The sequence below is a fragment of the Streptomyces sp. NPDC001406 genome (assembly GCF_042895285.1).
Lineage (GTDB): Bacteria > Actinomycetota > Actinomycetes > Streptomycetales > Streptomycetaceae > Streptomyces.
In genome coordinates this window covers 39,006-52,961 of sequence record NZ_JBIAWG010000001.1, presented here as the reverse complement: position 1 = coordinate 52,961, position 13,956 = coordinate 39,006, and the positions used below count along the sequence as shown (strand labels likewise).

9 protein-coding genes are annotated in these 13,956 nt (G+C 73.3%); 7 read left to right on the top strand and 2 right to left on the bottom strand.

Annotated elements, in window-relative coordinates:
* Positions 1-32: 32 nt before the first annotated feature.
* From ACFY1J_RS00190 to ACFY1J_RS00175, 4 genes are all read left to right on the top strand, one after another.
* Positions 33-2,297, top strand: a complete 2,265-nt coding sequence (locus tag ACFY1J_RS00190; RefSeq protein WP_390706911.1) for a CDP-glycerol glycerophosphotransferase family protein — start codon at positions 33-35, stop codon at positions 2,295-2,297.
* 125 nt (positions 2,298-2,422) lie between these two features.
* On the top strand, positions 2,423-4,624 hold the full coding sequence (locus tag ACFY1J_RS00185; RefSeq protein WP_390730303.1) for a CDP-glycerol glycerophosphotransferase family protein: 2,202 nt from the start codon (positions 2,423-2,425) through the stop codon (positions 4,622-4,624).
* 7 nt (positions 4,625-4,631) lie between these two features.
* The gene (locus tag ACFY1J_RS00180) at positions 4,632-6,848 is read left to right on the top strand and encodes a CDP-glycerol glycerophosphotransferase family protein (protein WP_390730302.1); all 2,217 of its coding nucleotides are present in this window, start codon (positions 4,632-4,634) and stop codon (positions 6,846-6,848) included.
* A gap of 11 nt (positions 6,849-6,859) precedes the next feature.
* Positions 6,860-8,134: a hypothetical protein gene (locus ACFY1J_RS00175; RefSeq protein WP_390730301.1), complete on the top strand. Its 1,275-nt coding sequence runs from the start codon at positions 6,860-6,862 to the stop codon at positions 8,132-8,134.
* Between the two features lie 217 nt (positions 8,135-8,351).
* Here the strand turns inward: ACFY1J_RS00175 and ACFY1J_RS00170 are convergent, their stop codons facing one another.
* On the bottom strand, positions 8,352-8,765 hold the full coding sequence (locus tag ACFY1J_RS00170) for an organic hydroperoxide resistance protein (protein ID WP_390706915.1): 414 nt from the start codon (positions 8,763-8,765) through the stop codon (positions 8,352-8,354).
* A 123-nt stretch (positions 8,766-8,888) separates the two neighbouring features.
* Between ACFY1J_RS00170 and ACFY1J_RS00165 the strand changes: the two genes are divergently transcribed.
* Positions 8,889-9,374 carry a MarR family winged helix-turn-helix transcriptional regulator gene (locus tag ACFY1J_RS00165; protein ID WP_390706916.1) on the top strand — a complete coding sequence of 162 codons (486 nt, stop codon included), beginning with the start codon at positions 8,889-8,891 and terminating at the stop codon, positions 9,372-9,374.
* On the opposite strand, the gene ACFY1J_RS00160 is transcribed toward ACFY1J_RS00165, so the two are convergent.
* Positions 9,322-10,818 (bottom strand): glycosyltransferase family 39 protein, encoded by a 1,497-nt coding sequence (locus ACFY1J_RS00160; RefSeq protein ID WP_390730300.1) that lies wholly within the window; start codon positions 10,816-10,818, stop codon positions 9,322-9,324. The genes ACFY1J_RS00165 and ACFY1J_RS00160 overlap by 53 nt on opposite strands.
* A 241-nt stretch (positions 10,819-11,059) precedes the next feature.
* Between ACFY1J_RS00160 and ACFY1J_RS00155 the strand changes: the two genes are divergently transcribed.
* Both ACFY1J_RS00155 and ACFY1J_RS00150 read left to right on the top strand, forming a co-directional pair.
* Positions 11,060-12,322: a glycosyltransferase family 87 protein gene (locus ACFY1J_RS00155; RefSeq protein ID WP_390730299.1), complete on the top strand. Its 1,263-nt coding sequence runs from the start codon at positions 11,060-11,062 to the stop codon at positions 12,320-12,322.
* A 15-nt stretch (positions 12,323-12,337) separates the two neighbouring features.
* Positions 12,338-13,948, top strand: coding sequence for a glycosyltransferase family 2 protein (locus tag ACFY1J_RS00150; protein ID WP_390730298.1), 1,611 nt, complete (start codon positions 12,338-12,340; stop codon positions 13,946-13,948).
* Positions 13,949-13,956 lie beyond the last annotated feature (8 nt).

Below are 13,956 nucleotides of genomic sequence, written 5' to 3'. Positions count from 1 at the left end.
AACGCCCGCGCCGACCGACCCATGGATGTGTTGTGCCCAGGTTCAGTGTCATCGTCCCCGTGTACAAGGTCCAGGCCTATCTGCACGACTGCCTGGACTCGGTGCTCTCGCAGTCCTGTGCCGATCTCGAACTGATCGCCGTCGACGACTGCTCGCCGGACGCCTGCGGGGCGATCATCAACGAGTACGCGGCCCGCGACGCGCGCGTACGAGCCGTGCACCTGGCGGAGAACCAGGGCCTCGGCGGCGCCCGCAACGTGGGCATGAAGCACGCCCAGGGCGACTACCTGATCTTCCTCGACAGCGACGACACCCTCACCCCGCACGCGCTGCGCTCCATCGCCGACCGGATCAAGGAGACCGGCGAACCGGACGTCCTGGTCTACGACTACGCGCGCACCCGGTGGACGGGCGAGGCCACCCGCAACAAGTTCGCGCTCGAACTGACCGAACAGGGCCCGGCCGCCTTCCGCCTCGACGACCGCCCGGGGCTGCTGCGGGTCCTCATGGTGGCCTGGAACAAGGCCTGCCGAAGGGAGTTCGTCGAGGCGAACGGCTTCCGCTTCCCGCCGGGCTACTACGAGGACACCCCCTGGACCTACCCGGTCCTGATGGCGGCGGAGTCCATCGCGACCCTCGACAGGGTGTGCGTGCACTACCGGCAGCGCCGGCAGGGCAACATCCTGTCCACCACCAGCCGCAAGCACTTCGACATCTTCGAGCAGTACGACCGGGTGTTCGCGTTCCTCGACGAGCGGCCCGAACTCGCCCGCTGGCGGCCGGTGTTGTTCCGCCGCATGATCGACCACTTCTCGACGGTGTTCACCAAGCGCGACCGGCTGCCGCGCGGCACCCACGCCGAGTTCCTCGTCAAGGCCCGTGCCCACTACCGCCGTTACCGCGCCCCCGGCGCCCGTGTCCCCCTGCGCTCGCGCCTGCGCCACACCCTCGTCCGCTTCGGCCTGCACCGCACCTACCGCGCCCTGCAGTCGGCGATGTCCGCGCGCCGCCGCACCCTCAATCTCGCCGCCCGGCTCGCCCGCGTCCTGAAGGCCGCCACCCTCCAGCTGCACTACCGCATCCAGCTGCGCCTCCCGCTGCGCGCCGACCGTGCCGTCTTCGCCGCCTACTGGGGACGCGGCTACGGCTGCAACCCGGGCGCGCTGGAAGCCGCGTTCCGCACGCACGCCCCGCACATCCGCACGGCGTGGATCGCCCACCCCGAGCACCAGCACACGATCCCGCCGGGCCCGCGCCGGCTCCGCCCCGGCACGGCCGCCTACTGGACGGCGCTGGCCCGCTCCAAGTACCTGGTCAACAACGTCAACTTCGACCGCCGGCTGCGCAAGCGCCCCGGCCAGGTGTTCGTCCAGACCCAGCACGGCACCCCCCTCAAGCACATGGGCCTGGACCTCCAGGAGCGCCCGGCGGCCGCCCGTGACACGGACTTCGCGGAGCTCCTGCGCGGCGTCGACAAGTGGGACTACGTCGTGTCCGCCAACCGCCACACCACCCTGACCTGGGAGCGCGTCTACCCCGGCAGCTACACCACGCTGGAGTACGGCTATCCGCGCAACGACGTCTTCCAGCGGGCCACCTCGGCGGACGTGGCCCGGCTGCGCGAGCAGCTCGGCATCCCCGACGGCTCGGTCGCGATCCTCTACGCCCCCACCCACCGCGACCACCGCCGCACCCAGCGCCTCGCCCTCGACCTGGAGCACGTCCTGCGCTGTCTGGGCCCGCGTTTCGTGATCCTGACGCGCGCCCACTACTGGCACGACGGCCCGCTCGCCGAGGCCCACGACCGGATCATCGACGTCAGCGACCACCCGAGCGTCGAGTCGCTCTGCCTCGCCTCGGACGCGCTGGTCACCGACTACTCGTCGATCATGTTCGACTACGCCAACCTCGACCGGCCGATCATCGTGCACACCGCCGACTGGGATGTGTACGAGGCGGCCCGCGGCACCTACTTCGACCTGCGCGCCTTCCCGCCGGGCGCGATCGCGCGCAGCGAGGACGAGCTGATCGACATCTTCGCGTCCGGCCACTGGCGCGGCTCCAGCTCGGCCCGGCTGCGCTGGGCGTTCCGGGAGCGCTTCTGCCCGTACGACGACGGACGCGCCGCCAAGCGGGTCGTCCAGCACGTGGTGCTGGGCCGGACCGAGGGACAGCCGCCGTTCACCCCGCTCGACGAGCGCCGCCCGGCGCCGTCGGCGGCCTCGGCGCTCGCCCGCACCCCGCTGGCCACCCTTCCGCAACCTTCCGGCCCCCTCCCCGTCACCGAGGGCCACTGAACGCCGTTTCCCCTACCGGGAGTTCCCATGCCCCTCAGCACTTCGCGGCCCACCCCCACCCGGCCGTCCACCTGGCGGCCGACCGGGCGGCCCGGCCGCGTCCGCATCACTACAGAAAGAGCAGAATGCCCCGCTTCAGCATCATCGTCCCGTCCCATGGGGTCGCGGGCCGGCTGTCCCAGGCACTGGACTCGGTCCTCGCACAGTCCTTCGCCGACCTCGAGCTGATCCCGGTCTGCAACGAGCCCGGGTCCCCGGCCGCCGGCGTCGCCGCCGGTTACGCCGAGCGGGACTCCCGGGTGACCCCGGTGCACTCGCCGCCGGCCGCCGGTCTGAGCGGGGCGCGCAACACCGGGCTGCGGGCGGCGACCGGCGCGTATCTGCTCTTCCTCGACGGCGACGACGTGCTGATGCCCGGGGCGCTGACGGCCCTGGCCGCGCGGCTCGGGGAGACGGGCGACGTCGATGTCCTGTACTTCGAGCACGAGCGGACGCCCTGGTGGGACGGTGAGCCGAGCAACCCGGCGGAACCTGTGCTGGCGCGGACCCCGGCCGGGGCGTTCTCCCCGGCCCAGGCGCCCGGGCTCACCGGCGTCCAGCTGCCGGCCTGGAGCGCCGCCTACCGCCGCTCCTTCGTCGCCGCGCACCGACTCGCCTTTCCTGCGGGCCACTTCACGGACCTCGGCTGGGGCGGGCTGACGACGGTCGCCGCGGACCGGCTGGCCGTGCTGCGCTCGGTGCTCGTCCGGCACCGGCTGCGGCGGCAGGGCAGCAGGCTCAATCTGCCGGGCGCGCACCAGGCCGAGCTGCTGGATCAGGTGGACCTGGTGCTGACCCGGGCCGCCGAGCGGGGGCTGTCCGGCGAGCGGACGCGGCCGCTGTTCGAGCAGCTCTTCGCCACCGTGCTGAAGACCGCCGCCCACCCCGAGCGGCTGCCCTCCGGCCACCGGGCCTTCTTCCGCCGCGCCCGCCATCTGCACCGACGCCATCGCCCGGCCGGTTTCCGGATGCCGGGCGGGAGCGTGGGCGTCCAGCACCGGCTCCTTGCGGCGGGGGCGTACGCCGCGTTCCACGCGCTGCGCGCCGCCAACCAGTCCGCGGCGAGGGCGGTCGAGCTGGTCCCGCGCCCCCGCATGCTGCGCACCCGCCTGCGCTACCAGATCCAGCTGCGCCGCCCTCTCGACCCCAACCTCGCCGTGTACTGCGCCTATTGGGGCCGCGGCTACGCCTGCAACCCGGCCGCGATCCACGCCAAGGCCCGTGAACTCGCCCCCCACATCCGCTCGGTGTTCCTGGTCGAGCCCGGCCAGGCGCACGCCATGCCCGACGGCGTCGACTACGCGCTGATCGGCAGCCGCCGCTACTGGGAGGTGCTGGCCCGCGCCAAGTACCTGGTCAACAATGCCAACTTCGCCGAGGAAGTCGTCAAGCGCCCCGGCAGTGTGCACCTCCAGACCCAGCACGGCACGCCGCTGAAGAAGATGGGCGTGGACCAGTCGACGTACCCGGTGGTGGCCGCCCAGACCGGGAGCTTCGCCAAGCTGCTCGGCCGGGTCGACCGCTGGGACTTCAACCTCTCCTCCAACCGCCACTCCACCCAGATGTGGGAGCGCGCCTTCCCGGGCTCGTACGAGGCCCTGGAGTACGGCTATCCGCGCAACGACGTGTACTACACGGCGACCGCCCACGACGTGGCGCGCATCCGCCGGGACCTGGGCGTGCCGGAGGGCAGCACCGCCGTGCTGTACGCCCCCACCCACCGCGACCACCACACCGGCTTCGAGACCGGACTCGATCTGGAGGCCTTCTGCGAGGCGGCCGGCGAGGACGTCGTCGTCCTGCTGCGCGCGCACTACTTCTACGACCGGGGGCTGGGCAGGAGCAGCGGCCGGATCATCGACGTCACCGGGCACCGCTCCTCGGAGGACGTCTGCCTGGCCGCGGACGCGCTGGTCACGGACTACTCGTCGATCATGTTCGACTACGCCAACCTGGACCGCCCGATCGTCGTCTACGCCGACGACTGGGAGGTCTACCGGGAGACACGCGGCGTCTACTTCGACCTGATGGAGGCCCCGCCGGGCCCGGTCGCCCAGACGCCCGAGGAGCTCGCCCGCGTCTTTCGCGACGGCTCGTACGCGGGGCCGGAGTCCAAGGCGCTGCGGGCCGCGTTCCGCGAGCGGTTCTGCCAGTTCGACGACGGTCTGGCCGCCGAGCGCGTCGTGCGGCGGGTGCTGCTCGGCCGGCCGCCGGAGGCGATCCCGCCCGTGATCCCGCTCGCGGAGCGCATCCCCGCCCCCGCCGCCGCGACCCTCGTGAGGAGCTGACCGAGCCGTGCCCCGCTTCAGTGTCATCGTCCCCTGCTTCAAGGTGCAGGGCTTCCTGCGCGAGTGCCTCGACTCGGTCCTGGAGCAGTCGTTCCACAACATCGAGCTGATCGCCGTGGACGACTGCTCGCCGGACGGCTGCGGCGCGATCCTCGACGAGTACGCGGCCCGCGACCCGCGCGTGAAGGTGCTGCACCTGCCGGAGAACGTCGGCCTCGGCCGCGCCCGCAACGCCGGACTCCCCCACGCCACCGGCGACTACCTGTTCTTCCTCGACAGCGACGACACCCTCACACCCGGTGCGCTGCGTGCCATGGCCGACCGGCTGGAGGAGACCGGCGAACCGGACGTGCTGGTCTTCGACTACGCGCGCACCTACTGGTGGGGCGGGACCCGCCGCAACGTCCTGGCCCATGTGCTGACCGAGGCGGGCGACGGCACCTTCACGGCCGCCGAACACCCGGAGATCCTCGACCTGTTGATGGTGGTGTGGAACAAGGTCTACAGCCGGGAGTTCGTCGAGCTGAACGGCTTCCGCTTCCCTCCCGGCTACTACGAGGACACGCCCTGGACCTTCCCGGTGATGCTCAGCGCCGGGCGGATCGCGGCCCTCGACCGGATCTGCCTGAACTACCGGCAGCGCCGTCAGGGCAACATCCTGTCCACCACCAGCCGCAAGCACTTCGACGTCCACGACCAGTACGCGCGGGTCTTCGCGTACGTCGACGACCATCCGGAGCTGTGGAGCTGGCGGCCCTATCTGCACCGCAAGATGGGCGAGCACTGTCTCGACATCCTCGCCAAGCCGGACCGGCTGCCGCCCGGTGACCGGGCCGAGTTCTTCCGCCGTACGGCGGAGATGTTCCGCCGGCACAGGCCCGCGAACGCGCAGGTCGACGGCGAGGTCGCCCTGCTGACGGGCTCGTACCCGGCCTACGTGGTGAGGCGGCAGTCCGGACGGGCGGGGCGGGAACTCGGGCGGCGGGGGCTCCAGGTCCGCCGCGCGGTGGCCGGCCGGGCCAAGCGGGGCTGGTCCGCAGTGCACTCCCGCCGCCCCCTCGACCCGGACCTCGCCGTGTATTCGGCGTTCTCGCACCTCGGGGTGCTCGGCGACCCGGCGGCCGTGTACCGCAAGGCCCGGGAGATCGCCCCGCACATCCGGGGGGTGTGGGTGGTGCGGGACGAGGAACAGGCGGCCCAGCTGCCCCCGGACGTCGAGCACGTACTCCTCGACACCCCGCGCTGCCACGCCGTCGCCGCGCGGGCGAAGTTCTTCGTCAACAACGCCAACTGGCCCGCCACCCTGCCCAAACGCCCCGGAAGCGTCGACATCCATACCCACCAGGGCACCCCGCTCAAGTACATGGGCGCCGACCTGCTGGGCAAGCCGGGCGCCCGGCACGGCGTCGACGTGCCGTACATGCTGCGCCGGGCGGACCGCTGGGACTACAGTCTGGTCGCCAACCGCCACTCCGAGCTGGTGTGGGAGCGGGCCTACCCCTGCCACTTCAGCTCGGTGCGCACCGGCAGCCCGCGCAACGACGTACTGGTCGACCCGGCCGAGGACGCCGGGGCCGCGTTCCGCTTCCGGTACGGCATCCCGGACGACCACCGGGTCGTGCTGTACGCGCCGACCCGCCGCGACTACTGCCGGGGCGGCCATGTGGACCGGGTGGACCTGGCCCGGTTCGCGGCGGACCTGGGCGAGGGCAGCACCCTCGTCGTACGGCTGCACCCCACCCTCGCGACGGGTCCCGCGCGCGGGATGGGCCTGGCCGAACTGCACCGCCGGGGTGTGGTGGTCGACGCGACGGACGAGCCGCAGGTCGAGGAGGCCATGCTCGCCTCCGACGTGCTGGTCACCGACTATTCGGCCCTGATGTTCGACTACGCCAACCTCGACCGGCCGATCGTGGTCCACGCCGACGACTGGGACGCGTACACGGCGAGCCGGGGCGCCTATCTCGACATCACGGCGGAGGCGCCGGGCCATGTGTCGCGTTCCTACCGGGAGTTGGCATGGCTGTTCAGCTCCGGGTCGTGGCGGGACGAGGAGTCGGCACGGCTGCGGGCGGAGTTCCGGGCGCGGTTCTGCGAGTTCGACGACGGGCGGGCGGCCGAGCGGGTCGTACGGACCCTGCTGCTCGGGGAGACCGTGCCCGGGCCGGACGCCGCGCGGGTGCCGGGTCCGGCCGCCGGTCACGACCTGCTCGCCTCCACATGAGGCCGCGCACCATGAGGCCGCGCACCTGGGTCCTGGTCCTGGCCGCCGTCTTCGCGGTGCTCCAGCTCGCGAACGTCACCGGCCGGGACACGCCCGACTCCAGGAACTATGTGTCGTACGCGCTGAATCTGACGGGCGAGAACAAGCGGGCGGCGGCCGCGGCCACCGTCGACTGGGTCTGCGCCGGCCGGGCGTCCCTCGCGCGCCGCAACCAGAGTGTGAACGTGGTGCGCTTCCATGGGCCGAGCCCCACCCGGCGGATGGTCGCGCAGTGCGAGGCGGACGAGTTGGGGCTCGTGGACCGGCGGCTGCGGGCCGGGCAGACGGACGGGCACATCGCGCCGTTCAACGCCCCGCGCCTGAGGCGGATCTTCGAGGTGCGGCCCGGGTATCCGCTGTTCCTGGTGCCGTTCGTCACGGTGTTCGGCGTGACCTGGGGCGTGTGGCTGGCGAGCGTGGTCGTCACGGCCGCGGGCGGGGCCCTCGCGTTCCTGATCCTGCGCACCCTGGCCGTGCCGCTGCCGCTCGCGCTGACCGGCCAGGCCCTGTACTACGTCCTGCCGTGCGGGGCGACGGCCATGCGCCCGATGGCCGAGGGGCTGATGCTGGCGCTGACCCTGGCGGCGGTGTGGGGCTGCGCGCTGGCCCTGAACCGCCGGCCGCGGGCCGGGGCGGCACTGGTCGCCGGCTGTCTGCCGGCGCTCTTCGCCGTGAAGCACTCGCAGTCGCTGTTCCTGGGGCTGTGCCTGGGCGCGGCAGCCACGGCGGTCGCGGTACGGCGCCGGCGGCGGGGGCGTGCCGTGGGGCGCGGGGTCGTGGCGATCGCGGTGGCGGGCTGGTGCGCGGCGCTCGGCACGGTCCTCCTGGCGCGGCTGCTGCACTACCCCTCCGAGTCGGAGAGCCTCCAGGACCTGCTGACCGACCACTACCACCGGCCGGACCGCGCGCATCCGTGGCCGGAGTTCCTGCATCTGGAGTCGAGCTTCTGGATCGAGTGGGTACGGCGGCAGTTCATGGAGCCGCTGTTCGTGACGGCACTGGCGGCCGGGGCGTGGGGCGCGCTGCGGCGGCCCGCGTTCGGCTGTCTCCTGCCGGCGGCCGCGTTCACCGGGATCCTCACTCAGGCCGGGCATCCCGACATCAACGTCTGGGGCGGGCGGCTGTTCGTAATGGCCTGGCTGCTGCCCGTGGTCGGGGTGCCGCTGCTGCTGGAGCCGCTCGCACGGCACCGGCCGGCGCTGCCGGCACAGGGGAAGGGCGAGCGCCAGGTTCACCCGGTGGGGTGAAGGGCGGCCGGGGTGGCGGGTGCCGCGGCGGGCCCGGGGCCGAGTCCGTGCCTGCCGCTGCCCGCGTCGGCCCGCGCCGAGCGCCCCGCCGTCGTCCGTCGGCACCGGGTGCGCCGGCGGCCGCTCACGCGCCGGCGCGGTGCGCCCGAGGAGGCGGGCGGTGTCTGGTACCGACCGGACGGGGAGGCGCCGGCGCGGGTCGTTCGGGGACGAGGTGTCACTCGATGACGAGGGTGACCTCGATGTTGCCGCGGGTGGCGTTGGAGTAGGGGCAGACCTGGTGGGCCTGCTCGACGAGCTTGCGGCCGGTCGCCTCGTCCACGGTGTCGGGCAGCTCGATGCGCAGGGTGACCTTCAGCGCGAAGCCCTCGCCCTGCTTGCCGATGCCGACCTCGGCGGTGACGGCGGCGTCGCTGACGTTCACCTTGGCCGCGCGGCCGACCAGGCCCAGGGCGCTGCCGAAGCAGGCGGCGTAACCGGCGGCGAAGAGCTGCTCCGGGTTGGTGCCCTCGCCGTTGCCGCCCAGCTCCACCGGCGGGGCCAGCTTGAGGTCGACCCTGCCGTCGGAGGAGACGGCACGGCCGTCGCGGCCGTGGGTGGCGGTGGCGACAGCGGTGTAGAGCGCGTCCATGGAAGACCATCCCTCTCGAAGTCACGTTCCGGCGGCTCTGGTCCGGCCGCCCTCACGACCACAAGTAGAGCACACAATTAAGTTGTGCACAACTGAATGGCTCGGCAGAGCTACCCTGGACCCATGACCGCCACGCCCGCTCCCGCCGCCGAGGCCGACTGGCTCCGCCTGGACCGCCAGATCTGCTTCTCCCTGCACGCCGCGTCCCGCGCCTTCAACGGCGTCTACCGCGTGGTCCTCAAGGACCTCGGGCTCACCTATCCGCAGTACCTGGTGATGCTGGTGCTGTGGGAGCACGGCGACCTGCCGGTCAAGAAGCTCGGCGAACACCTGCGCCTGGACTCCGGCACGCTGTCACCGCTGGTGAAGCGGCTGGAGGGGGCCGGTCTGGTGCGGCGGGAGCGCAGCGTGCGCGACGAGCGCTCGGTGGATGTGCGGCTGACCGAGGAGGGCGCGGCGCTGCGCGAGCGGGCGCTGCAGGTGCCGCGTCGCATCGCCGCCTCGACCGGTTTCGGGATCGACGAGATCAACGACCTGCGGGACCGCCTCGACCGGCTCACGACCGCCCTGGACTCGGCCGCGCTGGAGAGCGCACCGGACTCCCCGTAGCGAGGTGGCGGCGGACGTACAGCCGGATCGCCACCCGGTTCCGCACCGTCTCCGCGCCGACCGCGAACTGCCCGTTCAGGACGTCGAGTTTGACCCGCTCCACGGGATCGCGCGGCCGGCGGGGCGCGTCGAGCATGTACCGCTCGGCGACCACCCACACCCGGTCGAGCCCGGCCAGCCGGCGCCGCAGGAGGTGCGCGTCCACCTCGGTGCCGTACAGCGTCCCCGACTCGGGCGCCCCCACCGCGAGTGCCACGTCCCGCGTGCCCCGGAATCCCGCCGGATACGTCAGTGCCGCGCCGCGCGCGTGCGAGGGCAGGAACAACACCGGGTCCCCCGGCCGAAGTTCGTGGGAGGCGGCCACGGAGACGGCGGCCAGGTTGTCGGGGCGGTGGCGCGGAAGGCGGTCATCGCGGAGCAGGGGCAGTTGGTGGGTGAAGGCGAGGGCGAGGGCGAGGACACCCGTGAGAGTGAGGAACGAGGAGCCGGATCGCACCCGAAAGGGTGAACCGGTCCACAGCCGCGCCAGTGCCACGGCCACCCGATCGGCGCCGGTCGCGATCAGCAGCGGCGCCCCCGCGAGCGCGTAGAGCACATACCGGTCGACGTACAGCGGCGAGGACTGCGAGGCGAGCATCAGCGTCACCGGCGGCACCACCGCCAGGGGCAGTGCGACGCCCGCGCAGGTCACCTCGCCGCGCCGCCCGGCCAGCCGGGTCATCCCGACCACGGCGAACACCAGGCAGGTCCAGTACACCTGCGACGTCGGCCCGGCGAACGCCCTCAGCAGGCCCTGTGCGCTCTCCAGCGTCGGCTCGGTGAGCCACGCGAGCTGTGCCGACTGGGCGTGCGAGACGGCCACCATGGGGAGCAGCGCCAGGGCGACGGCGCCGGCCGCGCAGCCCCAGCCCCGCCACACCCGCCGGCGCACCCGCGCGAGCGCCAGCGTCACCGCGTGGGCGAGGAGCAGCAGGACCGCGAGTTCGTGCAGCCAGCAGGTGACGCCGAGGACCGCACCGTACGTCCACCAGGACCGGCCGCCCGCCGTGACGGCCCGTACGAGCAGCAGGGTCGCGCCCGTCGCACCGGCCGCGACCAACGCGTACGAGCGGCCTTCCTGCGCGTAGTGGCCGGCCATCGGGGTGATGGCGTACAGCAGCCCTGCCCACAGCCCGACCCGCGGCCGGACCAGCCGGGCGCCGAGCGCGGCGACCAGGCCCGCGGTCGCCGCCGCGCCGCACACCGACGGGAGCCGGAGCAGGACCTCGCCGGGGTGGGGGGCGAGGACGGCGTGCATGAGCAGGTAGTACAGGCCGTGCACCGCGTCCACGCCGTGCAGCAGCCGCCAGATCTGCGGCACCGTGCGCCGTGCGACCTGGAAGGTCACGGCCTCGTCGCGCCACATGGCGCCGCGGTCGAGCCCCCACAGCCCGAGTAGGGTCATCACGGCCACGGGGACGGCCACGGCCAGTGCCTCGGCACGGCGGACGACACGGCCCGGCGACGGATTCGCCGGCGGTGCCGACCGTGCTCTCGGCAGCCGTTTCCACGCCGGGTCCAACGGCGGTTTGAGCGGGGGCCCCATGTTCACCACGGCCCGATCTTGTGCGATTAGCCAACCTTTGCCGGGTATTGACGGCGTATCAGCACTATTACACCATCCGCGCGGCTTACGCTCCGGGGTGATGAACCGCCGTCACTTTCCCCTCGCGTCCCTGGCCGTCTCCTGGCTCGCCACCCGCGCCCTGATGCTGTGGCTGCTCGCCCACAACACCGAGCCCGTGCTCGGCCGGGGCGCGGTGGCGCGCGAGGTGTGGCGACTGTACTTCCACTGGTACGAAACCCTGTCCCACGGCTCCTTCCCGGCGCACGACACGCTGTGGCAGTACCCGCCGGGCGCGGGCGCGGTGCTGCTGTCGCCCGGACTGCTCCCCGACCTGACGTACTTCCAGGCCTTCGTGGTCCTCACGCTGGCCGCCGACGCGCTGGTCACGGCCGCGCTGGCCCGCGCGGGCACGCGCCCCGGGCGGAGCCTGCTCGGGGCCGCCCTGTGGATCGGCGGGCTGCCGCTGCTGCTGCACCTCCCGCTCGCCCGGTACGACGTGCAGGTGACCGCCCTCGCCGTCCTCTCCCTGTTGACGATGTCGCGCTCCACGCGCGCGTGCGGGGCGTTCGCGGCGCTGGGCGCCCTGGTGAAGGTGTGGCCCGCACTGGTGCTGCTGGGGACACCCAGGGGGCCTGCGACGCGCTCCGCGTGGACGTGGGCGGGCGTGACCGGGGCCTCTTCGCTGGGGCTCTTCGTCGTGTCGTTCAACAATCCATGGGCCTTTCTGCGGCAACAGGGAAACCGGGGCGTGCAGATCGAGTCGCTCGGCGGTACGGCGCTCAGCCTGGCGCGGCACGCCGGCTGGCCGGGCAGGGCCCGCTACCAGTACGGCGCGATCGAGCTCGTCGGCCCGTACGTCTCCGCCGTGGCGACCGCCTCCCTCGCGCTCACGGCGGCCGCCTTCGCGCTCCTGCTGCTGTGGCGGGTGCGGGCCCGGCACTGGACCGAGGCGACACCGTTCGACGCCGCGCTGTGCGCCGTTCTGCTGTTCACGGTCACCAGCCGGGTCATCAGCCCGCAGTACATGATCTGGCTGGTCGGTCTGGCCGCCGTCTGTCTGACCTCGCGGCACACCGTCCAGCGGCCGGTCGCCGTGCTGGTGCTGGCGGCGACCGCGGTGAGCGCGGTGGCGTACCCCGCGCTGTACGCCGAGGTCGTGGGCTGCACCTGGACGGGCTGTCTGCTGATGCTCGTCCGCAACGGTCTGCTGGCGGCCGCCGCCGTGCTGTCCTTCGTCCGGCTGTGGCGCTCCGCACGGCCCCCGGCCGGAGGGCCCGCGCCCATGACCGAGCCACGCTCCGGCTCCGGCCGGCTCGCGCATCGAGCGCTGAGCGCGCCCTGACGGGAGTTCGCGCACATGTCCGCCCCTCCGGATGCCTCGTCCCGCGCCCCTCGCGCGGGCGTCGTCGTCATCGGCTACAACGACGCGGCCCATGTGAGGGACGCGGTGCGCTCGGCGCTCGCGCAGGGGCCCGCCGTGCGGGAGGTCGTCGCCGTGGACGACTGCTCCACGGACGGCAGCGCCGAGCTGCTCGCGGAGCTGGCTGCCGAGGAGCCGCGGCTGACGGTGGTGCGCCGGCGGGTCAACAGCGGGGGCTGCGGCAGCCCGCGCAACACCGGCCTCGACGCGGTGACGGCGCCGTACGTGATGTTCCTGGACAGCGACGACGTACTGCCGCCGGGCGCGGTGGACGCCCTGCTCATGGCCGCGACCGGGACGCACGCCGAGGTGACCGCCGGGCTGTGCGTGCGCCGCGAGCTTCCCTCGGGGCGCGAGCGCCCGTGGCAGCCGGCGCTGTACCGGGCGCACTCGGTCGTCGCACGCCCTTCCCTGCGCCCCCGTCTCGTCCACGACACCCTCTGCGTCAACAAGCTCTACCGCACCGGCTTTCTGCGCGAGCACGGCATCCGCTTCCCCGAAGGCCGCTTCCTCTACGAGGACTTCGTCTTCACCGCGCGCGTGCTGGCCGCCGGGCCGCGCATCGCCCTGGTGCCGGACCCGGTGTACGTGTGGCACGTGCGCCGCACCGCCGACCGGCTCTCGCTCTCCCTGGACCGTTCCGCCATCGGCAACTGGCGGGCGCGCACGGAGGCCTGCGCGCTGGCGTACGACATCCTGCTGGGCGCCGGGCAGAAGGAGTTGGCACGGGCGGCGCGCGGCAAGTTCCTCGACCACGAACTGCGCATGTACGCGCGCGAGCTGGGGTTGCACGACGCGCACTACCGGCGCGCGTGGTGGGCGCACACCCGGGCGTATCTCGCGCGCTACGACGCGACGGACTGGGAGCTCGATCCGGCCGCCCCCGGCCGGCTGCTCGCCCGGGTCGTCCTGGAGTCCCCCGAACCACGCGACCTCCCCCGCCTGAGGGACCTGGCCGCCCGCCCGGCCCGGCTGCGCCCTCCCTACGCCCGCTCCTCCGACGGCACCCCCGTCTGGTCCGACACCCTCCCCCAGGTCACCCTGGCTCCCCTTCTGACCCGCCCCGTTCACGTCCTTCCCCTGGCCGTCGACGCGGAACTGCGCCCACGCGCGCGTGCCACCCGCCTGCGGCTGCGCCTGCACGAGCTGTACGGACGGGTGGCACAGGCGGGCCCCGAGGCGGTGGAGGTGGAGTGGCGGGGACGGGAGGACGGCCGTACGTCCCTCTCCCGCACGTCCCCGCTCGTCCCGTCCCGCGACGGCACATGGTCGGCGGAGGTGCCCCTCGAACTCGACGCCCTCGGCACGGGCACCTGGGATCTGCGGCTGCGGCTGCGCTTCGCCCACGGCGTGCACCGGGACGTCACGGCGCACGCGGTCGCGGGCGCCGGTCTGCTGCGCCGGCGCGCCGTTCCGAGCGCCCGGCACGGTGTCCTGCTCGTACAGCCGTACGCCACGCACTCGGGGGCGCTGGCGCTGCGCGTGGCAGCCGGGGCACGGGGAGTCGTGGCCGTGGCCCGCGGAAGGCTGCGGCGGCTGCTTCACTGAGATCCGAT

What these genes read in the sequence shown, in the direction of transcription:
- ACFY1J_RS00185 (WP_390730303.1), top strand. Translation starts at nt 2,423, where the DNA reads ATGCCCCGCTTCAGCATCATCGTCCCGTCCCATGGGGTCGCGGGCCGG.
- ACFY1J_RS00175 (WP_390730301.1), top strand. Translation starts at nt 6,860, where the DNA reads ATGAGGCCGCGCACCTGGGTCCTGGTCCTGGCCGCCGTCTTCGCGGTG.
- ACFY1J_RS00170 (WP_390706915.1), bottom strand. Translation starts at nt 8,765, where the DNA reads ATGGACGCGCTCTACACCGCTGTCGCCACCGCCACCCACGGCCGCGAC.
- ACFY1J_RS00165 (WP_390706916.1), top strand. Translation starts at nt 8,889, where the DNA reads ATGACCGCCACGCCCGCTCCCGCCGCCGAGGCCGACTGGCTCCGCCTG.
- ACFY1J_RS00160 (WP_390730300.1), bottom strand. Translation starts at nt 10,818, where the DNA reads ATGACCCTACTCGGGCTGTGGGGGCTCGACCGCGGCGCCATGTGGCGC.
- ACFY1J_RS00155 (WP_390730299.1), top strand. Translation starts at nt 11,060, where the DNA reads ATGAACCGCCGTCACTTTCCCCTCGCGTCCCTGGCCGTCTCCTGGCTC.
- ACFY1J_RS00150 (WP_390730298.1), top strand. Translation starts at nt 12,338, where the DNA reads ATGTCCGCCCCTCCGGATGCCTCGTCCCGCGCCCCTCGCGCGGGCGTC.